General features: G+C 62.8%; 24 protein-coding genes. 11 read left to right on the top strand and 13 right to left on the bottom strand.

What is annotated here, in order from left to right:
• Positions 1-49: 49 nt before the first annotated feature.
• Genes GHK62_RS17085 through GHK62_RS17070 form a run of 4 tightly spaced genes read left to right on the top strand, consistent with a single transcriptional unit; the run spans position 50 to position 3,158 of the window.
• A complete protein-coding gene (locus GHK62_RS17085) occupies positions 50-445 on the top strand; it encodes a Zn-ribbon domain-containing OB-fold protein (RefSeq protein ID WP_167528276.1) in 396 nt (131 codons plus the stop codon).
• A complete protein-coding gene (locus GHK62_RS17080) occupies positions 442-1,593 on the top strand; it encodes a thiolase family protein (protein ID WP_327790998.1) in 1,152 nt (383 codons plus the stop codon). Before GHK62_RS17085 ends, GHK62_RS17080 begins: the two co-directional genes overlap by 4 nt.
• The gene (locus GHK62_RS17075; protein ID WP_327790997.1) at positions 1,535-2,350 is read left to right on the top strand and encodes an SDR family oxidoreductase; all 816 of its coding nucleotides are present in this window, start codon (positions 1,535-1,537) and stop codon (positions 2,348-2,350) included. Before GHK62_RS17080 ends, GHK62_RS17075 begins: the two co-directional genes overlap by 59 nt.
• 7 nt (positions 2,351-2,357) lie before the next feature.
• A complete protein-coding gene (locus tag GHK62_RS17070) occupies positions 2,358-3,158 on the top strand; it encodes an enoyl-CoA hydratase/isomerase family protein (RefSeq protein WP_153440343.1) in 801 nt (266 codons plus the stop codon).
• Between the two features lie 23 nt (positions 3,159-3,181).
• On the opposite strand, the gene GHK62_RS17065 is transcribed toward GHK62_RS17070, so the two are convergent.
• Positions 3,182-5,170, bottom strand: coding sequence for a CHASE2 domain-containing protein (locus GHK62_RS17065; RefSeq protein WP_153440342.1), 1,989 nt, complete (start codon positions 5,168-5,170; stop codon positions 3,182-3,184).
• On the bottom strand, positions 5,170-8,814 hold the full coding sequence (locus GHK62_RS17060) for a FecR domain-containing protein (RefSeq protein ID WP_153440341.1): 3,645 nt from the start codon (positions 8,812-8,814) through the stop codon (positions 5,170-5,172). The genes GHK62_RS17065 and GHK62_RS17060 overlap by 1 nt, the downstream gene beginning before the upstream one ends.
• Before the next feature lie 131 nt (positions 8,815-8,945).
• Between GHK62_RS17060 and GHK62_RS17055 the strand changes: the two genes are divergently transcribed.
• The 4 genes from GHK62_RS17055 to GHK62_RS17040 all read left to right on the top strand — a co-directional run bounded on the left by GHK62_RS17055 (position 8,946) and on the right by GHK62_RS17040 (position 11,570).
• Positions 8,946-9,491 carry a Pycsar system effector family protein gene (locus GHK62_RS17055; protein WP_153440340.1) on the top strand — a complete coding sequence of 182 codons (546 nt, stop codon included), beginning with the start codon at positions 8,946-8,948 and terminating at the stop codon, positions 9,489-9,491.
• A gap of 93 nt (positions 9,492-9,584) precedes the next feature.
• Positions 9,585-9,983, top strand: a complete 399-nt coding sequence (locus GHK62_RS17050) for a hypothetical protein (RefSeq protein ID WP_153440339.1) — start codon at positions 9,585-9,587, stop codon at positions 9,981-9,983.
• A gap of 384 nt (positions 9,984-10,367) precedes the next feature.
• On the top strand, positions 10,368-10,907 hold the full coding sequence (locus GHK62_RS17045; RefSeq protein ID WP_153440338.1) for a DUF992 domain-containing protein: 540 nt from the start codon (positions 10,368-10,370) through the stop codon (positions 10,905-10,907).
• A 105-nt stretch (positions 10,908-11,012) separates the two neighbouring features.
• A complete protein-coding gene (locus GHK62_RS17040) occupies positions 11,013-11,570 on the top strand; it encodes a DUF922 domain-containing Zn-dependent protease (protein WP_380786387.1) in 558 nt (185 codons plus the stop codon).
• Positions 11,571-11,666: 96 nt separating this feature from the next.
• Here the strand turns inward: GHK62_RS17040 and GHK62_RS17035 are convergent, their stop codons facing one another.
• The 7 genes from GHK62_RS17035 to phnG all read right to left on the bottom strand — a co-directional run bounded on the left by GHK62_RS17035 (position 11,667) and on the right by phnG (position 16,901).
• Positions 11,667-12,281: a DapH/DapD/GlmU-related protein gene (locus GHK62_RS17035; protein WP_153440337.1), complete on the bottom strand. Its 615-nt coding sequence runs from the start codon at positions 12,279-12,281 to the stop codon at positions 11,667-11,669.
• Complete coding sequence (phnL, locus tag GHK62_RS17030) at positions 12,278-12,985, bottom strand: phosphonate C-P lyase system protein PhnL (RefSeq protein WP_153440336.1); 708 nt, start codon at positions 12,983-12,985, stop codon at positions 12,278-12,280. Before phnL ends, GHK62_RS17035 begins: the two co-directional genes overlap by 4 nt.
• Before the next feature lie 65 nt (positions 12,986-13,050).
• Positions 13,051-13,827: a phosphonate C-P lyase system protein PhnK gene (gene phnK, locus GHK62_RS17025; protein ID WP_153440335.1), complete on the bottom strand. Its 777-nt coding sequence runs from the start codon at positions 13,825-13,827 to the stop codon at positions 13,051-13,053.
• A complete protein-coding gene (locus GHK62_RS17020; RefSeq protein WP_153440334.1) occupies positions 13,824-14,717 on the bottom strand; it encodes an alpha-D-ribose 1-methylphosphonate 5-phosphate C-P-lyase PhnJ in 894 nt (297 codons plus the stop codon). The genes phnK and GHK62_RS17020 overlap by 4 nt, the downstream gene beginning before the upstream one ends.
• A complete protein-coding gene (locus GHK62_RS17015; protein ID WP_153440333.1) occupies positions 14,714-15,820 on the bottom strand; it encodes a carbon-phosphorus lyase complex subunit in 1,107 nt (368 codons plus the stop codon). The genes GHK62_RS17020 and GHK62_RS17015 overlap by 4 nt, the downstream gene beginning before the upstream one ends.
• Before the next feature lie 2 nt (positions 15,821-15,822).
• Entirely contained in the window at positions 15,823-16,431 is a 609-nt protein-coding gene (gene phnH, locus GHK62_RS17010) for a phosphonate C-P lyase system protein PhnH (RefSeq protein WP_153440332.1), read from the bottom strand.
• The gene (gene phnG, locus GHK62_RS17005) at positions 16,431-16,901 is read right to left on the bottom strand and encodes a phosphonate C-P lyase system protein PhnG (protein ID WP_153440331.1); all 471 of its coding nucleotides are present in this window, start codon (positions 16,899-16,901) and stop codon (positions 16,431-16,433) included. The genes phnH and phnG overlap by 1 nt, the downstream gene beginning before the upstream one ends.
• Before the next feature lie 137 nt (positions 16,902-17,038).
• On the opposite strand from phnG, the gene phnF reads away from it, so the two are divergent.
• Positions 17,039-17,776 carry a phosphonate metabolism transcriptional regulator PhnF gene (phnF, locus tag GHK62_RS17000; RefSeq protein ID WP_153440330.1) on the top strand — a complete coding sequence of 246 codons (738 nt, stop codon included), beginning with the start codon at positions 17,039-17,041 and terminating at the stop codon, positions 17,774-17,776.
• Positions 17,777-17,796: 20 nt separating this feature from the next.
• On the opposite strand, the gene GHK62_RS16995 is transcribed toward phnF, so the two are convergent.
• A complete protein-coding gene (locus tag GHK62_RS16995; RefSeq protein WP_153440329.1) occupies positions 17,797-18,168 on the bottom strand; it encodes a hypothetical protein in 372 nt (123 codons plus the stop codon).
• A 129-nt stretch (positions 18,169-18,297) separates the two neighbouring features.
• Positions 18,298-18,597 (bottom strand): DUF1905 domain-containing protein, encoded by a 300-nt coding sequence (locus tag GHK62_RS16990; protein ID WP_153440328.1) that lies wholly within the window; start codon positions 18,595-18,597, stop codon positions 18,298-18,300.
• 183 nt (positions 18,598-18,780) lie between these two features.
• Between GHK62_RS16990 and GHK62_RS16985 the strand changes: the two genes are divergently transcribed.
• Positions 18,781-20,175 carry a selenium-binding family protein gene (locus GHK62_RS16985; protein ID WP_153440327.1) on the top strand — a complete coding sequence of 465 codons (1,395 nt, stop codon included), beginning with the start codon at positions 18,781-18,783 and terminating at the stop codon, positions 20,173-20,175.
• A 33-nt stretch (positions 20,176-20,208) separates the two neighbouring features.
• The gene (locus tag GHK62_RS16980) at positions 20,209-20,835 is read left to right on the top strand and encodes a hypothetical protein (RefSeq protein ID WP_153440326.1); all 627 of its coding nucleotides are present in this window, start codon (positions 20,209-20,211) and stop codon (positions 20,833-20,835) included.
• 16 nt (positions 20,836-20,851) lie between these two features.
• Here GHK62_RS16980 and scpA read toward each other — a convergent pair whose 3' ends face one another.
• Together scpA and GHK62_RS16970 are read right to left on the bottom strand one after the other, a co-directional pair.
• Entirely contained in the window at positions 20,852-22,990 is a 2,139-nt protein-coding gene (gene scpA / locus GHK62_RS16975) for a methylmalonyl-CoA mutase (protein WP_153440325.1), read from the bottom strand.
• Between the two features lie 211 nt (positions 22,991-23,201).
• Complete coding sequence (locus GHK62_RS16970; RefSeq protein ID WP_153440324.1) at positions 23,202-25,205, bottom strand: acetyl-CoA carboxylase biotin carboxylase subunit; 2,004 nt, start codon at positions 25,203-25,205, stop codon at positions 23,202-23,204.
• Positions 25,206-25,219 lie beyond the last annotated feature (14 nt).

The following is a 25,219-nucleotide window of genomic DNA, read 5'->3' as shown; positions in this document are numbered from 1 at the left end:
CGGCTAGCCTTCACCTATGGAAATTCAGTTCAATACGTGGAGGAACCCAATGACCTCGATCGAGGGGGCGAGCCGGGTGGAAACCGGATCTCGCGACGAAGCAGTGTGCTTGGATGCATCACGGGAGAAGGACACGGGGAAGGCGGTGTTTCCGCGCATACCGGGGACGTCGCCTTCAGCGGATCGCTTTTATCCGATCAGCCTCTCGCCCGAGGCAATCCTGTACAGCCACACGACGATCCATCCGAACCCGAAGACCGGCTTGAAGCCGTTCGTCCTCGTCTATGCCGATTTTCCGGAAGGCGTTCGTGTCTTCGGACGCCTGGAGCTCGCCGACGGCGAAAAGCCGGAGATCGGTTCATGGCTTCGCGTCTGCAGCAGGGGCGAGGGGGCCGACTCCAACACCGCCTATTTCTTCACGGTTGCCAAGGGAGGAAAATCGTGACCAGCCAAGTCTATATCGCCGGGGCGGCAATGACGCCCTTCGGTCGTCATAACGCGCTTTCCATGCAGGACCTTGCGCAAGCCGCCGTTCTCAATGCATTGAAGGACGCCGGCGTGCGGAAAGACGAGGTCCAGGCAATCTATGCCGCCAATGTCTACGGCGGAATGGTGCTGGGCCAGGTTCTGATACGCGACATGGGCATCACCGGGCCGGCTCTTTACAATGTCGAGAACGCCTGCGCCAGCGGCGCCACGGCTGTGCATCTCGCCTGCCAGGCGCTGAGGCTCGGACTTTATGAGACCGTTGTCGTCTTCGGCGTCGAGCAGCTGACGCAGCTCGGCGGCGGCACCATCCCGCTTCAGCGCAACGACTACAAGACCGAACTCTATGCGTCCCACGGAATGACGCTGCCGACCGTCTACGCCATGAGAGGCACGCGCTACCTTCACGAGAGGGGCGAAACGGCCGAACTGCTAGCCCGCGTTGCCGTGAAGAACAGGGCTCATGGCGCCCGCAATCCTCTCGCCCAGCAGCGCAGCGAAGTGACGCTTGAGGAGGTGCTCAACTCGCGGCCGGTCGCAGAGCCGTTGACTTTGCTGCAATGTTGTCCATCGGCGGTCGACGGTGCGGCGGCTGTCGTGCTCACGACCCGTCGCCCGACGCAGCATTCGGCGGCGGTCCATATCCTGGCTTCGGCGGTTCAGTCGGGGTACCAGGAGCTCGGTTGCGACGACATCCTCGATGCGGAGATCACCGCCCGCACGGCTCGTCTCGCCTACGAACAGTCGGGTGTCGATCCGAAGGACGTCAATCTCGTCGAGCTTCACGACGCCTTCACGATCGCTGAATTGCTCTACTACGAAGCGCTGCAACTCACCAAATCCGGCGAAGGTGGCGAACTGCTTCGCAGCGGTGCCACGGCACTCGGCGGCAGGGTTCCCGTAAACCCCAGTGGTGGCCTGTTGGCAAAAGGACACCCGCTCGGCGCGACAGGCGTGGCGCAGATGGTCGAAGTCGTCTGGCAACTCCAGAACCGCGCGGACGGGCGACAGATCGAGAACGCCAAAATCGGCCTGACGCAGTGCACGGGTGGCGGCATCGCCGGTGTCGACCACGCCGCATCCTCAGTCCACATCCTGGGGGTTTAAGATGAGCGACAATCAGATTGCCATCGTGACCGGCGGCGCCCGCGGAATTGGTCTGGGCATTGCCGAGAAATTGTTGGAGGCGGGCAACGCCGTCGCCCTTGTGGACTTCGACGCTGAAACGCTTGAGGCGACTGTGGCGGCCCTGAAGAGCAGGCACGGAGACGGAAAGGTGCTCGGCGTGCAGGCGGACATCACCTGCCGCGAGCAGGTCGAAAAAGCGGTCGCGAACGTGCAGGAGCATTTTGAGCGGATCGATATCCTCGTGAACAATGCCGGGATCGTCCGCGATCGCCGGCTGGTCAAGATGGAGGAAGACGACTGGGATAGCGTCATCGCAACCAATTTGAAGTCCCATTTTCTGACCTGCAAAAGCGTTGTTCCGCTGATGATCGAGCAGCGATATGGACGCATCGTCAATATCTCGTCGCGGGCCTGGCTTGGCGGTTTCGGCCAGGCCAATTATTCGGCCGCGAAAGGCGGCGTCGTCAGCCTGACCCGCAGCCTTGCGATCGAGCTGGCGTCTCAGGGCATTACCGTGAACGCCGTCGCACCAGGGATCGTGGAGACGCCGCTGTTTCAAACCTTTGCCGACGACGTACAGGAGCGCTTGAAGAAGAGCGTGCCGATGCAGCGCATCGGCACGCCGGACGACATTGCCCAGGCCGTGATGTTCTTCGCCGCCAAGGCGAGTTCTTACATCACAGGCCAGTTGCTCTACGTGTGCGGCGGCCGGTCCTTGTCGAGTCCTAGCGTGTGATCTGAAGATGGCTATCAAGACGACAATCGAAAACCATGTTGCAACGATCTGCATCGACCGTCCGGACAAACTGAATGCGTTGGACGTCGAGCACCTCGTCGATCTGCGGATGGAACTGAGCCTCGCCAATGAAGACCGATCCGTCAGAGTGATCGTCTTGACTGGAACAGGGCGCGCCTTCTGCGTCGGTGCCGATCTGGGAGCCACGATCGACTCGGAGCATAGCTTCGTGGAAGCATTTAACCTTTCGCGCACCGAGGCCGCCGAGCGCGGCCTCTATGTAAAACTGTTTGATCTGAAATCCCTGGATATCCGCAAGCCGATGATAGCCGCGGTGAATGGCTTTTGCCTCGGCGGCGGCCTCGAGCTGGCACTCCAGTGCGATTTCATAATCGCATCCAGGAACGCAGCTTTCGGGTTGCCCGAGGTTGCGGTTTCGAGCCTGCCGGCTGGCGGCGGCGTGCCAAGCATCCTCAATGCGGTTCCAAGGAACATCGCAATGAGATTGCTGCTGACGGGCGAAAGGATCGATGCGGCACGTGCCTACGACATCGGCCTGGTGACAGAGGTCGCCCCCGGGGATGAACTGGAGGCAGCCGTTGCCAAGGTGGCGGCGACGATCGCCAGCAACGGTCCGCTGGCAGTTCAACTGGTGAAGATGCTCGCCACCGAGGCGGCCGACATGACGACCGCCCAGGCCTTCCGGCTCTCGGAACTCGCTTGGGGCGTACTCCGGGACAGCGAGGACCGGCGCGAGGGGCGGATTGCGTTCCGCGAGAAGAGAAAGCCCGTTTACGTGGGACGGTGAACGTATCGCACCGCGTCGGCGGGCTAGTGCAAAAGCCGCTCCCGCTCGCGTTCATAGTAGCGTTCAAGCGACGGCAGCTCTGACTTGAGCTGCTCGAACAACGGGTCATCGGCGGTAACCGCGCCTCGATACTTCGCTTCGACGAAGCGGTGGTGGTGTTCGAGGGCGGACTCGCTGGCCCCATCGGCGACCGTGAACACCGGCGAGACCTCGCTTCGGCCCTTGACGGTGATCCGGTCGATTTCGGCGGTCGGAAATTTCGCCGCCGCAAGCCTAGCCGTCCGCTCTCCGAGCAGCAGCGAGATGCCATAGTCCTTCGACGCTCCCTCGAGGCGCGAGGCGAGATTGACCGCGTCACCAAGCGCCGAATAGTCGAAGCGGCGGGCGGACCCCATGTTGCCGACGACGCATTCGCCGGTATTGATGCCGATGCCGATGCGCAATGTCTTTGGCGGGCGTCCTGCCGTGTTCGCCTCGGCTTCCAGTTCCGCGTTGAGGTTTGAAAGCGCGGTGAGCATGTCGCGTGCCGCCTGAACGGCGTGGACGGCGTGGTCCGGATCGTCGAGCGGAGCGTTCCAGAAGGCCATCAGACAGTCGCCGATATACTTGTCGATCGTGCCGCCCCGGTTGAGCACGGCCTCCGACAGCGGCGTCAGCAGCCGGTTGATGAGCGTCGTCAGCCCCTCCGGATCGTCCTTCATGTCCTCCGAAATCGTCGTAAAACCGCGAACGTCACAGAAGAGGATCGTAAGCGTACGCCTCTCGCCGCCGAGCTTCAGCTGCGAAGGATCCTGAGCCAGCCGTTCGACGAGCGCGGGCGAGAGATATTGCGAAAAGGCGCGCGTGATCTCGCGCCGCTGTCTGCGCTCCTCGGCATAGTCGAGACCCGCCTGTCCGACCGCAACGCCGAAGAAGGCCAGGCCAGGACCGAGCGGCGACACGAAGACATGGCCGAGACGCATCAGGACATAGCTTGCCAGGAAGATCAGGGTGAGGGCAATTGCGCCGTAGCCGAGTGTCCTCCAGCTTGTCGATCTCGAGACGGCCAGAGCCGCGGCCAAGCTGGCGAGGATGATCGCCGGTATCGCGATCGTCGCACCGGCCCGCTTGATGAACAGCCGGTGCACGAGATTGTCGTAGATCGTCGCCTGGACTTCGGCGCCGGCGACGAGGCCGCGCGAAAAGACGGTGTCGGAGATGGCAAAGGCATCGATCCCTCCCTCCGCGAGCGTGGGAGCATTCTGCAGGCTCAGGCCGACGATGACGACGCGATCGCGAAAGATGCCCGCCGGCAGGAAATTCTCCGGATCGAGCGCCTGGTAATAGGAAACGGTCGGATAGGTGCGCGCCGGGCCGAAGGTCTGGACCAGGGCACCCGACAGCGGCGGCGCCGGATCAGCTCCGGCGACGGCTGCAAGTGTCACAGCGAAGCCGTCAGAATAGGGCGGAACCTGCCTGAGCGTACCGTCTCCGCTGAGATTGACGGAGGCGATGCCGACTTTCGCTCCCGTTTCCGTGAAAAGCGGCAGTGGTTCGGTGCGGACGAACTGGTCGGCCTGCGGCGTCTCGATCACCGACTGGTCACCCGCAAGCACGATGTCGGGCCCGAGAACTGCGGCCAGAGCCGTGTCATTTTCTGCGGCGGCTGCCGGCTCGGCAAAGATGACGTCGAGGGCAATCGCCCGCGCGCCGGCGCGCCTCAAAGATTCGACCAGACGGGCATGCAGAGCACGCGGCCAAGGCCATTGGCTGCCGATTTCCGCCATCGACGGCTCGTCGATCGCGACGATGATCGGACCATCTTTCGGAAGCGGAGGCCGGCCGATGATCGAAAGATAGTCATAGGCGCGCAGATCGGCGAGCGACCAGGTGCCCGTCAGCGAGACAAGCGAGACGAGTGCGGCGACGAAGGCGGTCAAGACGGCAAGCTTCATCCGTCGCGTGGAGCGCCGAATTCGCTCGACTGCCGCGGCGAAGCGCTGGGGGACGAGCGCTGGAGCGGGCGTGTTCATCAGAACCGCACTTTGACAGTGCCCTTGACGGTGGGGCCCCAGCCGGGAAGGCCGTCGCGCACCTCGAATTCCTCGTCGAGCAGGTTGAAGCCGGCGAGTTCCACCTCGAACCGCTTGTCGAAGGGCTCCCATAGGAGGGATGCATCGAGGGTCCAGAAGTCGTCCAAGGTTGTCGCGCCGCCGAAGCGCTCGCCAATATAGTTTGCCGCCACGGTCGTCCTGACGTTGGCGGTGCTAACCCATGTCAGCGCCACCTGACCCGAGCTTTCCGGCAGGAATGGGAGGTCGCCACTGGTGCCTGCAGAGAGGTCGTCGCTCTCCGTGCGGGCGACCGTCGCCGACAGGCCGAGGCCATGTCCGAGCGCCAGGTTGGCCGTCAGCGCCACGCGGTCGACTCTGGCCTTGTCGAAATCGAACGCGTTCGGCGCGAACAGAATGGAAAACGGAATCGCGATTGAGCCGTTACGGATTTCCTGATGCTGATAATCGACCGCGGTGAAAAGCCAGTCGCTCCACTCCGCATCCCATCGCAGGGCGAGGGTATCGGCATAACCCTCCGTACCGATGAGGAACTGGTTCGGTTGAAGGCCGACGATGCCGATGGGCGCCAGGGTGGCGGAGCCGAAATTATAGCCCTCGCGCTGAACGGCTGCGCGCAGCCAATGGCCGTCGGCCGGCGCCCAGGCGATACCGAGCTTCGGTTCAAGCCGAATATTGTCGTCGTTAACGTCCTCGATATAACGGGCAAAGAGCGCGCTCTCGACCTTCAGGTCCGGCGTGATCTCGTACAGGCCGTCGACATAGGCCTTCATGACCCCTGTGGTGGCGGATAAACTCGTGGAGCTAAACGGCGTCGCAGGGGGGATAAGGTCGTAATACTCCGCCTTCGCTTCCGATCTAACGGCGCCGGCCTCAATGCCATAGCGCCACGTCAGGTCACCATCTCCGTAAAGGTGGTTCAACGCGCCGATGTAGCTCGTCTCCCTCTGCTCACTCTTCAGGTGCACAAGATCGGGGAAGGGGATGTCCGAGAAAACCAGCTGCGAGGCTTCATCGATCTCCCGGTCGCTGAAGAAGAACGCGGCATTGGCGATATTTTGATATCCAAATGTATGACTCCAGGCGACCCCGGAGATCAGGCTCGAACCGCTGTCGTTGTTCAGCTGGTCGGCGGTAAGTGGGAACAGGTCCGGATCCGGAATGTCGAAAATATTCCGGCTGTCATCCACTTCCGCCATGCTCAAGAAGGCGACCACCCGATCGTCGGGAGATGGGGTTGCGGTCAGATAGGCGCTACCGCTGATCAGACGTGACTCATGATCGACCTCGAGGCTGCTTCCGAGGTCGACGGTGTCGTGCGGCTCCGTCCATTGCAAATTGCCGAACACGCTGATCGGGAATGGCGAGAAAGTGAAACCCCTGACTTCGGCTTCACCGATCCAGCCGGCGTGATCCTCGTCCGCCACGACACCGCCGCCGAGGTCGACTTCGAAGAAGGGGGTTTGAAACAGGTCGGCCGCGCGTGCGCGGTCGGCCAGCATATGCGGTTCAATCAAAAGCCCCTGGAAGAAGGCGGAGAAGCTCGATGGGTTTTGCGAGTTGGCGACCGGACTGCCGTCAAAGTCATATGCATTGAACAGGGGATTGACGCTGCCGCGGATCGCCTGGTCCACATAGGCCGCACCAGCAAACGGATCGAACACTGCATCGCCGTAATATTGCCCCCAAGCGTCGAGGCCCTGCAGGCGAAAGGCGTTATTCAGCGTCGAGCCCGCTTCCTGATTGGCACCCAGGGCTGCCGTGTCGCCACCTTGGGCGCGGGTGCGCCGCATGGTTTCCTGAGCGTAGCGGATGGCCGCATTCGCATCGTACTCATCGATCGCAATTATTGTGCGCACCTGTGAGACGACAGGATCGTTCGGATCCAGTCTGTCGGCATTGTCGAGTGCCTGCGCCGCAGGTATTCGGTCGCCTTTTTCATACTGCGCCGCCGCGAGCAGGAGCTGCGCATTGGAATAGGCAGGATTAGCCGTCGAGCCGGCGAGCAGATCTGTGATCGCCTTATCCACGTCGCCGTTTTGCAAGTGATAGCGGCCGCGCGCGACGAGCACCAGATCGAAGGATGGATCGATCGCGAGTGCGGTATCGAGCTCGCGTTTGGCCTCCTGGAGGCGCAATTCGTCCATGTATTGCACCGCCAGGTTGGCGTGATAAAGCGGATCCTGCGGATCGAGCGCGATTGCTTTCTTCAGTGCGTTCTCGGCTGAGCGATTGTCGCCACGGTGCCCCTGGATGAGCGCGAGGGAGTTCCAGACAGACGGAGAGCCCGGCGCTGTCTTCAGGGCATGCTCGACGTCTGCGAGTGCCCCATCCTGATCGTTGTCGATGTGGAGGCGGTAATTGGCGCGTGCTTCGAGTGCGGTCGGGTCATCCGGATCGATCGCAAGCGCCCTTTCGATCCCGTCAAGCACTTCCTCGCGCTCATCGAGCAGCATGGCGAAATGTGCGCGCGCGGCGGGTAACGTCGGATCGTCCGGATGCTGCCGTTCCGCCTTCTTGAGCGTTTCGATGGCGGCGTGGATATCGGTGCGGAAACCCGCCGTCCAGGCTTCGGCCAGCGCGCCGTAAGCGCCCGCCGCCCGGCGAGGTGGGTTTTCGACGTGTTCGGGATTGGCGAGCGCACGGGCAAAGTAACCGCCATAGGCGGCGATGGAGCGGCGCTTGGCATCGAGGCCGCGCTCGGCCTCGGCGAAGAGCTTCGCAGCATCACCGTAGCGGTTCTCGGAGCCAGCGATCAGCGCATCGACAAGCGTTGCACGTGCCGCCTGCTTTCGATCGAGGCCTTGCCCTCGCGCCTGCGCAAGCGCCGCCTGCGCCTTCTGCCGACCGTCGAGTGCCAGATAGATTTCGGCCAAGGTCAGCCAGTCTTCGGCCGCGCGGGAGGCTTCCGGCCGGCCTTCGATCCGTGCGCGCTGACGTCGCATCTCGGGCACTTTAAGCGATGTGGCAGGCATCCAAACGAAGGCGTCGCGCAACGACAGATGGAATAGCATCTGCTCGCGGTCCTTGGGCGTGACGATGACGATCTTCGTCGGGGCGCTGCCGATCGAGGCGACCGCGCCTTCGCCCTGCTTCACCGTCACACGTCCATAGGGATTGCTGAGTTCGACGACGCCTTCGAGAACGACAAGCGAGGTCTTGCCGTCGGCGCCGACGGTCAGCGTCCAGTCGGTGCCGCGGATCGCCGCCGCCGCGGCTGGCGTGTCGATGACCAGGCCCTGACCGCCGCGCTCGGCGCGAGCCCAGATGGTGCCCGACTGCAGTTCCAGATTTGTGTCGCCGGCACCGATCTGCTTGACGCGGAGCGCCGTGTTGCGTCCGAGCCGGATCTGGGTGTGGTCGCGGAAGAGCACGGCGAGCGCGCCGGTCGCGTTGGTGCGCAACACGTCGCCGGCAAGCAGGTCCTGGGCAAGATCGACCACGCGCCAGTTCGAAACGTCGACGAATCGCACTTCCTCGCCGGATTTGCGGGCGATGACCGAGCCGGCAACGGGCGCAGAGCGCGGCAAGGGCTCAGCAACCACCGACCACGGCGCAAAAAGCGCCATGGCGGCAAGCAACGCCCCCGTGCTTTTTCTCCGCATCTCCGGATATGCCCCTCGTTACAATGAATCCACTGGATTTTTGGGGCAAAAAAGTCAAGAGCCCAGTTTTGGGCGGATATTATTGTCGCCCTGGTGTAGTAAAGAGGTGACGAGAGGGAAGGGGATACCGCATGGACACAGGGGGAAGTCTGTACAAGCTCGATCCGCCAAGTGAGGACGCGGAACGGCGTGTCGCGTCTGGCGCCTATTACGATCATATCCAGAAGATCAACGATGTCTTCTATGATCAGATCAAGATGTCCGATCAGAAAGCAGCCTATATTTTCACATTTATGTTCGCGTTCCTTGTTGGCTCGGAGGAAGGGCGGAGCGTGTTTACTTGGAGCCGCTACGTCGGCGGGGACATACTCGCAGTGATACTATCCGGCGCCTTGGCGCTCGCCTCGGTCTTTTCGCTGGTAGCAGCGATCCTCGTGGTCCTGCCCCGCAAGGGCGCCACTTCCACCACGCTTTTCTGGGGCGCGTGGTCCACTCATCGCGAGGCCTTTTCGAAGGCTGCTGAGCATGGGGACGCGTCCTACCTGTTCCGCCAGTACGTCGAGAACGCCGATGCGCTTTCGGCAATCGCGTGCAGCAAGTACCGATTCGTCAACTTCGCCTTCCGCGGATTGCTCGTCACGGTGCTTGCCTATGTCTGCCTGTTAGTGGTGGGCTAGCGCAGACTTCCTGGCGATCGCGCGGGCCGCCTTTAAGCAATTTGAATAAAAGGCATGCCGGCGCGATAGGAAACTCGAAATCGATAGCACGTAATGGTTGTGCATGCGGTGGTTGCTCTGGACGAACAGACCGCAGCCGCAGCAACTGCAACCGTGATTCCTGAGGAATTAGCTTCGATGTTCAAATCAATCACCAATGTTGCCAGCTTCTCGCTTCAGTCCATGAAAATAAACTCCATTTTGTCCTCGAAGACTGCTTTTGGCGTCGGGGCAGGGAATTTGCTTGCGGGAACAAAGAGCAAGAATTTATCGCAGCTTCTGACAAGCGTGCCGCTGAGCGCGAGCGCTCGCGATCAGCTAAGCAAGAGCTTGTCTCAGCTTGCGACCAGTCCGGCACTCACCGCCAGCGCGAGAGACACGATTCTGGCCCTGCAAAAACAAATCGGCGCAGGAAACGCGAAGACCGTGACGAACGCCTATTCGAAGTTCTGACAGGTCGAGAAGCCCCTCCCGCTTAAGGGAGGGGCTGGCGCGCGCCGTCGGCAGCAGTCAGCCGTGCGAAACCCTTTCGCCGGCAGCGCGCAGAAGTCGTCGAGTGGCGCGGCCCAGCTTGGCAGGGTCCCAGCCCCGCCACGCAAGCCGTTCCATCGCTTCGCCGATCTTGGCGTTGAAACACCTCCTCAAGCTCAGATGGCGTTGTGGAAAACGCTCTTGCATGCAGGCCGATAGCGCCTTTTCGTTATTCGGGGTTCGGGCGTGCCTTGGAAAAGCCCAATCGGGAACTAAGGGTGCGACTCCTACCATCTGCAACCTGCGCTTTGTTCGCTGGACGTACGAGCGCTGGCCACCGCTGCCGATCCCGAAAGGAGACCATCAATGAAGAAGAGTTTTGCCGTGAAGGCGTCCGTCGCGGCGCTGGTTCTCGCGGGGACCGTTGCCGCCAATGCCGCCGACGTCCCCAGCTATCCGGCTCAGGCACCGGCGCCGGCGCTGGAGCCGGATCTGCATGGCGGTGTGAAGATCGGCTATCTCGACTGCAACGTCGGCGGCGGCGCCGGTTACGTTCTCGGCTCGGCCAAGGAAGTTGATTGCGTCTTCCGGTCCAGCCTCGCCGGCGAGGCTTCGGATCACTATCAGGGCGAGATCAGGAAACTCGGCGTCGATCTCGGGTTCACCACGCGCAGCCGGCTGATCTGGGCGGTGCTGGCGCCGACCGCCGGTTACCACCGCGGATCGCTGGGCGGCATCTACCAGGGCGCGTCGGCCGAAGCGACCGTCGGCGCCGGCGTCGGTGCAAATGTGCTCATCGGCGGCACGGCTGGCTCGATCCATCTGCAGGCGATCAGCGTCACCGGCCAGATCGGGCTCAATATCGCTGCTGCCGGCACGTCGATGACGCTCAACGCCGTCAACTAAACGCGCACCGATTTCATCCGGCACGGACGTACCGATAGATGTCCTATCGATTGTAGGGGGAAGTGCGTGGGGGCAGCCGTTCGTTCTTGTCTGTTGGCGGCGTGCGTGGCGGCATTGCCTGCCGTTGCGCGCGCCGAATGGCAGGCCGTCGAGAAGGTGCAAACCTACGCGATTTCGGGAGAAACCGGTGCCGAACTCTATGCGTCGATCGGCGAGCGGGGGCCGAGGCTCGGCCCCGTTCGCGCGATCGCGCATACGGATTTCAAGCTGACCTGGACGCGGAAATACGAGCCGCAGGGCGATGCCTGCGTCCTCTCTACCGCGCGGCCCAAGCTTACGATCACCTACATGCTGCCGAAGCCCGCAAAAGCATTGCGGGCGGGTGTGCGGGAGAACTGGGGGACATTCGTCGCCGGCGTGCACCAGCATGAGCGGGTGCATGGCGATTTTATCAAGGACATGGTGCGCCAGATCGAAAACACGTCAGTCGGCCTGACTGTGCCCAATGATCCGGCATGCCGTAAAATCAGGACCGAACTGACCAAGCGCCTCGGCGCGCTTTCGCTCGCCCAACGGCAGCGCAGCCGCGATTTCGACCGGGTCGAGATGAGCGATGGCGGCAATGTCCACCAGCTCATACTCAAGCTGGTGAACGGGCATTAGATCATTTTGTTGTTTCACGGAAACAGCGAAATGATCTAACTCTTTGAAACGACGCAATTCCGGACGGAAAACACGTTTTTCCGGGAATTGCTGAGGTCAACCGTACCGAACCAGGAATTCCTCGGCGCTCAGGTGGCGGAAATCGTCGAGCGCGCGGCGCAGCCGCGTGTGGTCCCAATCCCACCAGGCGAGCCGATCCATGCCTCGGCCGACCTCGGCGGTAAACCGCTCGCGGATGAGCTTCGCCGGAACGCCACCGACGATCGTATAGGGGGCGACGTCCTTGGATACAACGGCGCCGGCACCGATTACCGCACCGTTGCCGACGGTAACCCCCGGTAGGATCGTCGCGCCGTGGCCGATCCAGACGTCATGGCCGATCGTCACCCGGTTCTGCCGCCGCCAGGCGAAGAGATCGTGGTCGAGGTCGGCGTCGTCCCAATAGTTCGGCGCGCGATAGGTGAAATGGTGCAGCGTCGCGCGCCAGGTCGGATGGTTGGTGGCATTGATCCGCACAGCCGCAGCGATGTTGACGAACTTGCCGATCGTCGCGCACCAGATCGAGCCATCCTGCATGATGTAGGAATAGTCGCCGAAGTCGACCTCGGCGAGACGCGAGCGCTCCTGGACTTCCGTGTAGCGGCCGAGCGTCGAATTCACGACGCTCGCGGTCGGGTGGATAAAGGGTTCGATCCCGAGTTTTTCGCTCATGCGGCCTGCTTCCTTGGCGAGAATTCGGCGACGTCGATGATGCGGTCGGCGACCGCGTCACGCACTTCCTCGTCGTGGAAGATGCCGATCAGAGCGGTACCTTCCGCCTTCTTCTTGGCGATCATTTCGACGACGACGGTGCGGTTCTTCGCGTCGAGCGAGGCGGTCGGTTCGTCGAGCAGCAGGATCCTGTGGTCGGTGATGAAGCCGCGGGCAATGTTGACGCGCTGCTGCTCGCCGCCGGAGAAGGTGGCGGGCGGCAAGGCCCAGAGCTCCTTCGGCAGGTTGAGCCTCGCAAGCAGTTCCGCCGCCCGTTCCCGCGCCTCTTCGGCCGCAACGCCCCGCGCCTGCAGCGGTTCAGCGACGATGTCGAGGGCGGAGACGCGCGGCACGACGCGCAGGAATTGGCTGACATAGCCGAGCGTCGTGCGCCGCACCTCGAGCACCATGCGCGGCTCCGCCGTCGCAAGGTTCACCAATCGGCCGTCATGCTCCATCAGGATCTGGCCTTCGTCGACACCGTAATTGCCGTAGAGCATCTTGAGGATCGAGCTCTTGCCAACGCCCGAGGGGCCACCGAGCACGACGCATTCGCCGGCCTTCACCGAGAAGGAGACATTGGCGACCACCGGCAGGCGGACGCCGTCGCGCAAGTGCATGGTGAAGCTTTTGGCGACTTCTGAAACAACAAGGGCAGTAGCCATGACTTTTACTTTCCTTTGCGCATGATCTTTTCCGAAAGCCGGATTCCAATTTTCGGGATCATGCGTCAGACCTGCAGAATCGAGGAAACGAGAAGCTGGGTGTAGGGCTCGCGGGGATCGTCGAGCACGCGGTCCGTCAGGCCCTGCTCGATAACGGCGCCGTCCTTCATCACCATCATCCGGTGAGAGAGGAGCCGCGCCACGGCAAGGTCGTGGGTGACGATGATCGCGGCAAGCCCGAGGTCGTGGACGAGCCCGCGCACAAGGTCGAGCAGGCGGGCCTGCACCGACACGTCGAGGCCGCCGGTCGGCTCGTCCATGAAGACGAGGCGGGGTGAGGTCACGAGATTGCGGGCGATCTGCAGGCGCTGGCGCATGCCGCCGGAAAAGGCGCGCGGCTGGTCGTCGATCCGGTCCTCGTCGATTTCGACGCGGTTGAGCCAGTCTTTTGCGGTCTCGCGGATGTTGCCGTAGTGACGGTCGCCGACGGCCATCAGCCGCTCGCCGACATTGGCGCCGGCCGATACCGTCATCCTGAGGCCATCGGCCGGGTTCTGATGCACGAAGCCCCAGTCGGTACGCATCAGGAAGCGCCGCTCGGCCTCGCCCATGCGGGCGAGATCGCGGTACTGCCCGTCGCGCATATGGTATTCGACGATGCCGGAAGTCGGCATCAACCGGGTCGAAAGGCACGACAGAAGCGTCGTCTTGCCGGAACCGGATTCGCCGACGATCGCCAGCACCTCACCCGGATAGAGCTCGAAGGAGACGTTCCGGCATCCGATGCGGCTACCGTAGAATTTCGAGACGTCGTTGACTTTGAGAAGCGGAACGGCGCTCATTCTGCGGCCTCCTGGCTTTCTTGCGTTGGGCGGGCGAGCATGTGTCCGGCATGGCCATGTGCGCGCCGGTCTTCGCAATGGTCGGTATCGGAGCAGACGAACATGCGCCCGCCCTTGTCGTCGAGCACCACCTCGTCGAGATAGACGTTCTCGGCGCCGCAGAGCGCGCAGGGTTTGTCGAATTTCTGGATCTCGAAGGGATGATCCTCGAAATCGAGGCTCACAACCTCAGTATAAGGCGGCACCGCGTAGATGCGCTTTTCCCGGCCGGCGCCAAAAAGCTGTAGCGCCTCCGACATGTGCATCTTCGGATTGTCGAATTTCGGCGTCGGCGACGGGTCCATCACATAACGCCCCTCGACCTTGACCGGATAGGCATAGGTCGTGGCGATATGGCCGTTGCGGGCAATGTCCTCGTAGAGCTTCACATGCATGAGCCCGTATTCCTCAAGCGCATGCATCTTGCGTGTCTCGGTCTCGCGCGGTTCGAGGAAGCGCAACGGCTCCGGGATCGGCACCTGGTAGACGAGCGTCTGGCCTTCCTTCAGCATCTCCTCGGGAATGCGGTGGCGGGTCTGGATGATCGTCGCCTCCTTCGTCTTGGTGGTGACGGCGACATCGGCGACCTTCTGGAAGAAGGCGCGGATCGAGACAGCATTGGTCGTGTCGTCGGCGCCCTGGTCGATGACCTTGAGCACGTCGTCGGGCCCGAGGATCGAGGCGGTCACCTGTACGCCGCCGGTGCCCCAGCCATAGGGCATCGGCATTTCGCGCGAGGCAAACGGCACCTGGTAGCCGGGAATGGCGATCGCCTTCAGGATCGCCCGGCGGATCATCCGCTTCGTCTGCTCATCGAGATAGGCGAAATTGTAGGTGGCAAGGTCGTTCATTCGGCGGCCTCCTTCATGCCGTCCTCGCCGCCTGTGCGGGCGGCCTCGTATTCCCGGCGCATGCGCCGCACCAGATCGAGCTCCGCCTGGAAATCGACGTAGTGCGGCAGCTTCAGATGCTCGACGAAGCCGGTCGCCTGAACGTTGTCCGCATGCGAGATGACGAATTCCTGGTCCTGCGCCGGGGCGACGATGTCCTCGCTGAACTCGTCGGTGCGGAGCGCCCGGTCGACGAGCGACATCGACATCGCCTTGCGCTCGCCCTGGCCGAAGACGAGGCCATAGCCGCGTGTGAACTGTGGCGGCTGCTTGGCCGAGCCCTTGAACTGGTTGACCATCTGGCATTCGGTCACGCGGATGACGCCGAGAGAGACGGCGAAGCCAAGTTCCGGCAGGTCCAGTTCGACTTCGACCTCGCCGATCCGCACCTCGCCGACGAAGGGGTGGGTGCGGCCGTAGCCGCGCTGGGTGGAATAGGCGAGGGCCAGCAGAAAGCCTTCGTCGCCGCGGGCGAGCGCCTGCAGGCGAAGGTCGCGCGCCATCGGGAATTCCATCGGCTCGCGCGTGAGGTCGCCCATCACGTGGCCTTCCGGCATCCGGCCGTCGCCCTCGATGAGGCCTTCGCCATCGAGAATGTCGGAAACGCGCATGACATGCTCGCCGGGCTCTTTCACAGCCGGCTCTGCGACCGCCTCGTCCGCGATCAGCGAAGGATCGAGCAGGCGGTGGGTGTAGTCGAAGGTGGGGCCAAGGAGCTGGCCGCCCGGCAGGTCCTTGTAGGTTGCCGAGACGCGGCGCTCGACCTTCATGTTCGCCGTGTCGACCGGCTCGGAATAGCCGAAGCGCGGCAGGGTCGTTCGGTAGGCGCGCAGGATGAAGATCGCCTCGATCATGTCGCCGCGCGCCTGGCGCACGGCAAGGGCCGCAAGCGAGCGGTCGTAAAGCGAGGCCTCGGCCATCACGCGGTCGACGGCGAGTCCGAGCTGTTCGACGACCTGCTCGATGGTGATCGAGGGCAGCGAACGGTCGCCGCGGCGGCGATCGGCGAGCAGGCGATGGGCATTGGCAATGGCGGCTTCCCCGCCCTTCACGGCTACATACATGATTATGCCTCCCTGGCGGAGAGTTTGGTCGTGCGCGGCAGGCAGAGCACCGCATCGCCCGCCGTCAGGATGAGATCGATACCGCGCGGGAAGATCGCCCTGTTGTCAGTCCAGAAATCGAGGAAGGGATCAGGAAGGCCTTGCGGCGCGACGATGGTTTCGTCCTTGATTCCCGGGCCTTTTGCGATGAGCTTCGAGCCTCCGGTCAGCGCTTCCACTTCGATCACCAGCGTCGTCGAGCGGTCGGGATATTCCTGCGTGCCGAGCGCGAACTGATCGAAACTCGGCACGGCGCCGCCCTTCTCGATGAACGCGAAGCGGGCATCGTCCTTCGTTTCGGTCACCGGCGCACCGGTGTGGAAGGCGATCCATTGCGGCACGGCGGACTTTGTGAGTGCCAAGGAAAGCCACACGGGCGTATCGTGGTCACAGAGCGTCAGCGCGACGGCGCCGCTTGCCTTGCCGAGGGGCAAAGGCGGCGAGGCAGTTGCCGCGAGGCTGGTGATCGTGCCTGGACGAGCAAAGCCATCCATCAGCGCGCGAAACACGGATTGTGCCTGGAATACCGGATCGGCGAAAGCGCCAGCGTAGATTTGCGATTGTGCGGCCATCAGTCGTCCCCCCGGACCATTGTGAAGAAATCGACGCGGGTCGCGGCGGTCTCTTCCGCCTTGCGACCGTCTTCGGCATCGATGCGGGTCGCGATCAGCCGGTGCAGTGCTTCGACCGCGGGACGGTGCCTTTCGGTCTGGAAGAGCGCATCGAAGATCGCGGCAAAGCGGGCGCGCTCCTTGTCGGTGCCGAGCATCTGACCATGGCCGATCTCGCCGCTGGCGAGCCTGACAGTAGCGCGTGACACAGTTGCCTCGCCGAGATTGAAGGCGTCGCCACCGCCGCCGATCCGGCCCCGCACCATGACGAGACCCGTTTCCGGGCCGCGGACCGGCGCGACGTCCGGCCTGTCGGCGATTGCCTCCCAGGCCGCGGAAAATTCTGCGAGCGTGGCGCGGGCGAGAAGCCGCATCCCTTCTCGGCGTCGTGCGGCGGCCTCCGGCAGCGCCTGTTCTTGGATTGCGTCCATCGTTCACTCCAAAATGTCTATTGATCTAGACAACTATACATCTTATACCTTTCCTTAGCCCCCGCAAATGACAGGCTTGTGACATTGGGCGGAAAAGTTGGGCCGGAGAAACTGCTAGAGAAACTGGGGCGAAGAAAATGGCGTTGAAGAAAATCGTCGAACGGCAGACCGGCGTGGCGCTCTGGCGACAGATCGCCGACCGCATCCGGCTTTCGATCAGCAACGGCGATTATGACGCGACCGGCATGGTGCCGCCGGAAACGGTGCTGGCGCAGGAATTCGGCGTCAACCGACATACGGTGCGCAGCGCGCTCGCCGCGCTTGCGGAGGAGGGGCTTGTCCGCGCCGTGCAGGGGCGAGGCACCATGATCGAGCGCAAGGATCGCGTCAGCTATCCGATCTCACGGCGCACCCGTTTTTCGCAGGGGCTCGGCCGGCAGGTGAAGGAGATCGCCACCCGGCTGCTTGGCCATGCGGAAGTGCCGGCAAGCGGCGAGATCGCGGCGGCGCTCGCCGTTTCGCCCGGCGCCGTGCTCATAGAACTCAGGACGGTAAGCAGCGGCGACGGCCGGCCTCTGTCGACGTCGGTCAGCTATTACCCCGCCGAGCGCTTTCCGCGGATGGCCGAGGAATATTCCCGTCTCGGCTCCGTTACCAAGGCTTTTGCCGCGCATGGACTCGATGACTATGTTCGCGTTTCGACGGAACTCGTCGCGCGGCATGCCGATGCGCAAGAGCTTTCGCTGTTGAAGCTGTCGCCCGGCGCGATCGTAATGGAAGCGCAATCGGTGAACGCCGATCTCGATGGCAAGCCGGTCGAATTTTCGCGCACGCGCTTCGCCGCCGACCGGATGAAGCTGAGGATTGAAACCTAAGCGAGCCGCTGAGACCGTACTCATCCCCGGCCCTTATACTGGTCGAATAGGCTAAACCAGATACCGTCCTCGTTGGGTTCGGTGCCCGCTCGCTGCCATTCCCCCAATATTGCCGATGCTACCTCTTCGATATCTCCTTCGTACGACTGCTTTTCCCAGAAAATCGCTAAAGAAGCACTTGGTCTAACGGGGACGGCGCCAGCCTTCAGGAGCGAAACTATGCAGCGCCTTACAAAGTCTTCCAGTTGCTGGCCCTGCAGCTCAAATCCATCGTTGCCTGAACCGATTATCTGCCAGAGGCCCACTGCATCTGCGTGGAGTTCACTTGGCACTCGATCAATCCATTCACTTAGGGGCGTGTCAAAATACTTGTTTCTTGGTTCATTAGTCATTGTGGGGTTCCACTTAAATCCCTTGGTCGAATTTGAGAATAAGAACGCCGAGTGTGACTCCCAATCTGCTTTTTCAAGACACCGGGCCAAAGCTCGCTGCCGCCCGTAAATCCGACGCGGGCCAATGGTCTAACCATGGCCAAGCGTCAAAGCGATCCGGATTGTTTGGCCGGCAGCGAGTTTCTCTTTCCGCCGAACGTCCGCCTTCACGGGCAGTAGAAATGAGCCGGAGGCCTTGTCGGGAAAGATCGACGTTGTCCATTCGGTCTCGCCCGTGCGTGCGATCACCGCTCCGCTGCCCCAACCGCGCTTTCCTGGTTCGGCCAGAAACTTGATCTGCAGGGCAACATCCCTTGGCAGCGTGACAAAGTGCCAACCGCCCTTTCCCGGATAGAGCCAAAGCTCCGCATCGAACTCGAATGCTTCCATCTATTGCCTCGCCTGCTTCGTCGCCGAATAAGGCGATGACGCCGCATTTCCGACGCGTTTTTGCCGCATCTACTAAGCTGCTTTGATGCGTGTCGTTTCCCAAAGCCGCTGCACACTTTTGGGCGACATGCATTAAGCTTTCCATCAGGATCCACGCATTGTCTTCTCTGGGGGAGAAACGAAATGGCGACGTGGCGACCCGATCCATCCTTCTATCCATCACCGCGCATGGCCGCAAAGGCCCCGAAGGAAACCATCGCCTATGTGGCGGCCTTCGATCCGGATCGACAGCGACCGGATGCGATCGCGGTGGTCGATGTCGATCCGACCTCTGCGAGCTATTCTCAGATCGTCGGGCAGGTCGATATGCCGAATGTCGGCGACGAGTTGCATCATTTCGGTTGGAATGCCTGCTCATCCTGCCTTTGCCCCAATGCGCCGCACCCGCATGTCGAGCGCCGCTATCTGGTCGTGCCCGGGCTGAGGTCGTCGCGGCTTCATATCATCGACACCAAGCCGGATCCTAAAAACCCGCGGATCATCCGCGTGATCGATCCGGCGGAAATTGCCGAGAAGGCAAACTACTCCCGACTGCACACGATCCATTGCGGACCGGAGGGCATTTATGTGAACGCGCTCGCCGACCGAGACGGCAATGCGCCCGGTGGCATCTTCCTCATCGACCACGACAGCTTCGACGTCCTCGGGCAATGGGAGATGGATCGCGGACCGCAGAAGCTCGCCTATGATTTCTGGTGGCATCTCGGTCACGACACGATGATCACCAGCGAGTGGGGTACGCCGGAGACATTTGAAAACGGCCTTGTCCCGGAGGTGCTGCTCGGCTCGAAATACGGCCGCAGGCTGCATTTCTGGGATCTCAACAAGCGCAAGCACGTGCAGGAGATCGATCTCGGCGAAGAGCACCAACTCGTCTTCGAATTGCGTCCCGCCCATGACCCGACCAAGGCCTATGGCTTCGTCGGCTGCGTCATCAGTCTCAAAGACCTCTCCGCCTCGATCTGGACCTGGTATCGCGACGGCAATCAATGGGCCGTGAAGAAAGTCATCGAGATTCCAGCCGAGCCCGCCGACCCGGACCTCCTGCCGCCGGTGCTCAAGGGCTTCAAGGCGGTCGCACCGCTCGTGACCGACATCGACCTCTCGATGGACGACCGGTTCCTCTACGTTTCCTGCTGGGGCACCGGCGATATGATCCAATACGACGTTTCCGATCCGCTCGCGCCGAAGGAGACCGGCCGGGTCAGGATCGGCGGGATCGTTTCCCGCGCGACACATCCGAAAGCGTCGAACGGCGCGCTCAATGGCGGGCCGCAGATGGTGGAAATCAGCCGCGACGGCAAGCGCGTCTATTTCACCAACTCGCTCTACGGCGCGATCGACCCGCAATTCTATCCGGACGGTATCGACGGGTGGATGGTGAAACTGGATGTCGGTGACAACGGCGGAATTTCCTTCGACGAGAACTTCTTCGTCAATTGGCCGAAGGGCCATCGTCCCCATCAGGTTCGGCTGGAAGGCGGCGACTGCTCCTCCGACTCCTATTGCTATCCCTGAGGAGTGCGGGGCTGTGCGGCCGCACCGGGGCAAATGACGGACCTCTGGCCGTGGCTTTCTCTCGCCGGCCTCGGTGCCTTCCATGGCATCAACCCGGCAATGGGTTGGCTCTTTGCCGTGGCGCTGGGGCTTCATCGACAAAGCTCTCGGATCGTCTGGCTGTCGCTTCTGCCGATCGCCGCCGGGCATGCCGCCGCCATCGCGGTGGTGCTGGCGGTTTTTGTAGCCTTCGGCACGGTCGTCGACCTGCGGAGCCTCAAGCTTTTCGCAGCCGCGCTCATTCTTGGCCTCGCCGGCTACTATGCTTTCTACGGGCACCGCCACCGGGTCCGGGTCGGCATGCGGACGGGAATGGCCGGGCTCGCCCTCTGGTCCTTCCTGATGGCGACGGGGCATGGCGCGGGGCTGATGCTGATGCCTGCAGTGCTGGGCCTCTGCCTCGCGGACCCATCAGCCACCATCCCTCTCGGCAGTTCCCTGCCGATCTCGGTGGCGGCCGTCGCACTCCATACCGCAGCGACGCTCGCGGTCACAGCGGCGGTAGCCTTCGCCATCGTTGAATGGCTCGGTCTTGGAGTCCTGCGTACCGCGTGGATCAACTTCGACCTCATCTGGACGCTGGCGCTGGTCGCGACCGGCGTCATCCTCGTCGTCGTTTGAGATCCCGCACCACCGCTCAAATGTTCCGTCGTTTGCCCTCGATCAGGTCGAGCACCGCGCGTGCGGCGTCGAGCACATGTGTGCCGGGGCCGAAGACGGCGGCAACGCCGTTGTCCATCAGGTATTGATAGTCCTGTCGCGGAATAACGCCGCCGCAAACGACGATGATATCCTTGCCGCCGCGCTTCTGCAGCGCCTCGGCCAGTTGCGGCATCAGCGTCTTATGCCCAGCGGCAAGCGAGGAGACGCCGACGACGGTAACCTCTTCGGCAAGCGCCAGGTCGGCGGCTTCGTCCGGCGTCTGGAACAGCGGCCCGGCGACCACATTGAAGCCGATGTCGCCGAAGGCCGAAGCGATCACCTTGGCGCCGCGGTCGTGCCCGTCCTGGCCGAGCTTGGCGACCATGATCTTCGGCTTGTGGCCAAGCCGCTTGGTGACGTCGCTGAGCCGCCCGGCGAGCACGCCGAGTTCGGGGTCGCTTTCATAGGCCTTGCCGTAGATGTCGGTGACGACTTCGGGGACGGCCGTGTAGTCACCGAAGGCCTGGCGCATCGCATCAGAGATCTCGCCGACCGTGGCGCGCGCCCGCGCGGCTTCGATCGCGGCGCCAAGCAGATTGCCCTTGCGGCTTCGCGCCACCTCGGCAAGAGCTTCGAGCGTTTCCTTGACCTTTTGCGAGTCGCGGCGGCGTTTGGTCTCCTCGATGCGCTTGATCTGGGCCGTGCGCACGGCGGCATTGTCGATCTGGAGGATGTCGATCGGGTGCTCGTTTTCGAGCCGGTATTTGTTGACGCCGACGATCACCTCCTCGCCGCGGTCGACCGCCACTTGGCGGCGTGTCGCCGCCTCCTCGATCAGCCGCTTCGGCAGGCCGGCATTGACGGCCTTGGTCATGCCGCCGAGCCCTTCCACCTCCTCGATCAGCGCCCAGGCTTTTTCCGCAAGCTCGTTGGTCAGGCTCTCGACATAGTAGGAACCGGCGAGCGGATCGACGACCTTCGTCACGCCGGTCTCGTGTTGCAGGATCAGTTGGGTGTTGCGGGCGATGCGGGCAGAAAAGTCCGTCGGCAGCGCGATCGCCTCGTCGAAGGAGTTGGTGTGCAGCGATTGCGTGCCGCCGAGCGCCGCCGACATAGCTTCGAAGGCGGTGCGGATGATGTTGTTGTAGGGATCCTGCTCGGCCAGCGAGACGCCGGAGGTCTGACAGTGGGTCCTCAGCATCAGCGAGGACGCCTTCTTCGGCTCGAACTCCTTCATGATCCGCGTCCAGAGGAGCCGCGCCGCGCGAAGCTTCGCCGCCTCCATGAAGAAGTTCATGCCGATCGCGAAGAAGAAGGAGAGGCGGCCGGCGAAGTCATCGACATCGAGGCCCTTGGCGAGCGCCGCCCGCACATATTCGCGCCCGTCGGCAAGGGTGAAGGCAAGCTCCTGCACCAGCGTCGCGCCCGCCTCCTGCATATGGTAGCCGGAGATCGAGATCGAATTGAACTTCGGCATCTCCTTCGCCGTGTATTCGATGATGTCGGCGACGATCCGCATCGAGGGTTCCGGGGGGTAAATGTAGGTGTTGCGGACCATGAACTCCTTCAGGATGTCGTTCTGGATCGTGCCCGAGAGATCCGCGCGCGCAACGCCCTGCTCCTCGCCCGCGACGATGAAGGAAGCGAGAATCGGGATCACCGCTCCATTCATGGTCATCGAGACCGACATCTGATCGAGCGGAATACCGTCGAAGAGGATCTTCATGTCCTCGACCGAGTCGATCGCCACGCCGGCCTTGCCGACATCGCCCTCGACGCGCGGATGGTCGCTGTCATAGCCGCGGTGGGTCGCAAGATCGAAGGCGACCGACAGACCCTTCTGGCCGGCGGCGAGGTTCCTGCGGTAGAAGGCGTTCGAGGCTTCTGCCGTCGAGAAGCCGGCATATTGCCGGATCGTCCAGGGCCTGCCCGCATACATGGTGGCGCGGGGGCCGCGCACGAAGGGCTCGAAACCGGGCAGCGCGTCGAGGTGGCCAATGCCGGCGAGGTCGTCGCGCGTATAGAGCGGCTTGACGTCGATGCCCTCCGGCGTGTGCCAGGTAAGGCTTTCGGGCGAGGCTTTCAGCTCGCGTTCCGCGAGGGCTTCCCAGTCCTTGATCGTCTTCTCGGTCATTGGCCGCTCCATTCAAAGCGCATGGGCTTGCGGGGCCCCCCTCTGCCAGGAGAGGCGCCGTCCTGCCCCACTCCTACCCTATGCAACGAGGTTACTGTTGTCGAAGAGAGGGAGTGCGGAGCCTGCGTCTTGCCGATCTCCCCCCTTGTGGGGGAGATGCCCGGCAGGGCAGAGGGGGGTATCAACGCTCCCTCGGGGAGTTCCGCCGCCATCACTCGAACTCCATGATCAGCTCGTCCACCGCGAGGCTGGCGCCGGCGACGATCGCCACGCGTTTGACCGTCGCGCGCTTCTCGGCCCGGAGGATGTTTTCCATCTTCATCGCCTCGACCACGGCGATCGCCTGTCCGGCCTCGACCGTGTCGCCCTCCTTGACCGCGATCAAGGTCACGACTCCCGGCATCGGGCACAGCAGCATCTTCGACGTGTCCGGCGGCAGCTTCTTCGGCATCAGCCGCGCGAGCTCGGCAACGCGCGGGGTCCTGACGCGAGCGATCACGTCGATGCCGCGCCAGCGCAGCCGGATCCCGGTGCCGACGAGATCGACCTTCACGCTCATCGGCTGATTGTCGATGTTGAAGGTGGCGAGCGTACGGCCGGGCGTCCAATCGGTTGCGACCGTAACGGCTCTCTCGTCGGCAAACCGAACAAAGGCGCCATCGGCCGAGTTGCCGGCGGTCACGCGAAAGTCGCGGTCGCCGACGCTTGCTACCCAGTCGTGGCCGACGACGCGGCGGTGATTGCCGATCGTGCCCGAAATCTGGCTCGCGCGTTCCTGCAGCGCCTGGTTGATTGTCACTGCGACGGCTGCGAGCTTGCGGGCGTCCACCTCGTCCGGCACGACGCCCTGGAAGCCTTCGGCGAATTCCTCGGCGATGTAGGCGGTGGTGAGACGCCCTTCGCGGAAACGCTGCTGCTGCATGACCGCGGAGAGGAAGGGCAGGTTGTGTCCGATGCCCTCGACCTCGAACTCGTCGAGTGCGCTCGCCATTGCCTCGACGGCCGTGGCGCGATCCGGCCCCCAGGTGCAGAGCTTGGCGATCATCGGATCGTAATACATCGAGATCTCGCCGCCCTCGAAGACGCCGGTGTCGTTGCGAATGACGGTGCCGTCGTCTTTTCTGCCTTCCTCGGGCGGGCGGTAGCGCGTCAGCCGGCCGATCGAGGGCAGGAAGTTGCGGTAGGGGTCTTCCGCGTAAAGCCGGCTTTCGATCGCCCAGCCGTCGAGCTTCACGTCTTTCTGGCTGAAGGCGAGTTCCTCGCCGGCTGCAACGCGGATCATCTGCTCGACCAGGTCGAGCCCGGTGATGAGTTCGGTCACCGGGTGCTCCACCTGCAAACGCGTATTCATCTCGAGGAAGTAGAAGTTGCGCTCGCCGTCCACGATGAATTCGACCGTACCGGCGGAGTGGTAGCCGACGGCTTTGGCGAGCGCGACCGCCTGCTCACCCATGGCGCGCCGCGTCTTTTCGTCGAGGAACGGAGACGGCGCCTCTTCGATGACCTTCTGGTTTCGGCGCTGGATCGAGCATTCGCGCTCGCCGAGATAGAGTGTGTTGCCATGCTTGTCGCCAACCACCTGGATTTCGATGTGGCGGGGATCGGTCACGAATTTTTCGATGAAGATGCGGTCGTCGCCGAACGAGCTTTTCGCCTCGTTCTTCGACGACTGGAAGCCTTCGCGCGCCTCGATGTCGTTCCAGGCGATGCGCATGCCCTTGCCGCCGCCGCCGGCCGACGCCTTGATCATCACCGGATAGCCGATGGCAGAGGCGATCCGCACGGCTTCCTCGGCGTCCTCGATAAGCCCCATATGGCCGGGAACGGTTGAGACATCCGCTTCGGCGGCGATCTTCTTCGAGGTGATCTTGTCGCCCATCGCCTTTATCGCACCGACCGGCGGCCCGATGAAGGCGACGCCTTCTTTCTCCAGCGCTTCGGCAAAGGCGGCGTTTTCGGAGAGGAAGCCGTAACCCGGATGCACGGCATCGGCACCGGTCTTGCGGATCGCGTCGAGGATCTTGTCGATGACGATGTAGGACTGGCTGGAGGGCGAGGCGCCGATATGCACCGCTTCGTCCGCCATGCGCACATGCATGGCATCGCGATCGGCATCGGAATAGACGGCGACAGTGGCGATGCCGAGCCTCCTGGCGGTGCGGATGACGCGGCAGGCGATTTCACCACGATTGGCGATGAGGATTTTCTTGAACATGCGTTTCTCTCTCA

This window comes from Sinorhizobium terangae (assembly GCF_009601505.1).
GTDB lineage: Bacteria > Pseudomonadota > Alphaproteobacteria > Rhizobiales > Rhizobiaceae > Sinorhizobium > Sinorhizobium terangae.
The sequence above is the reverse complement of the archived record's forward strand: the minus strand, read 5'-3'. Positions and strand labels throughout refer to the sequence as shown.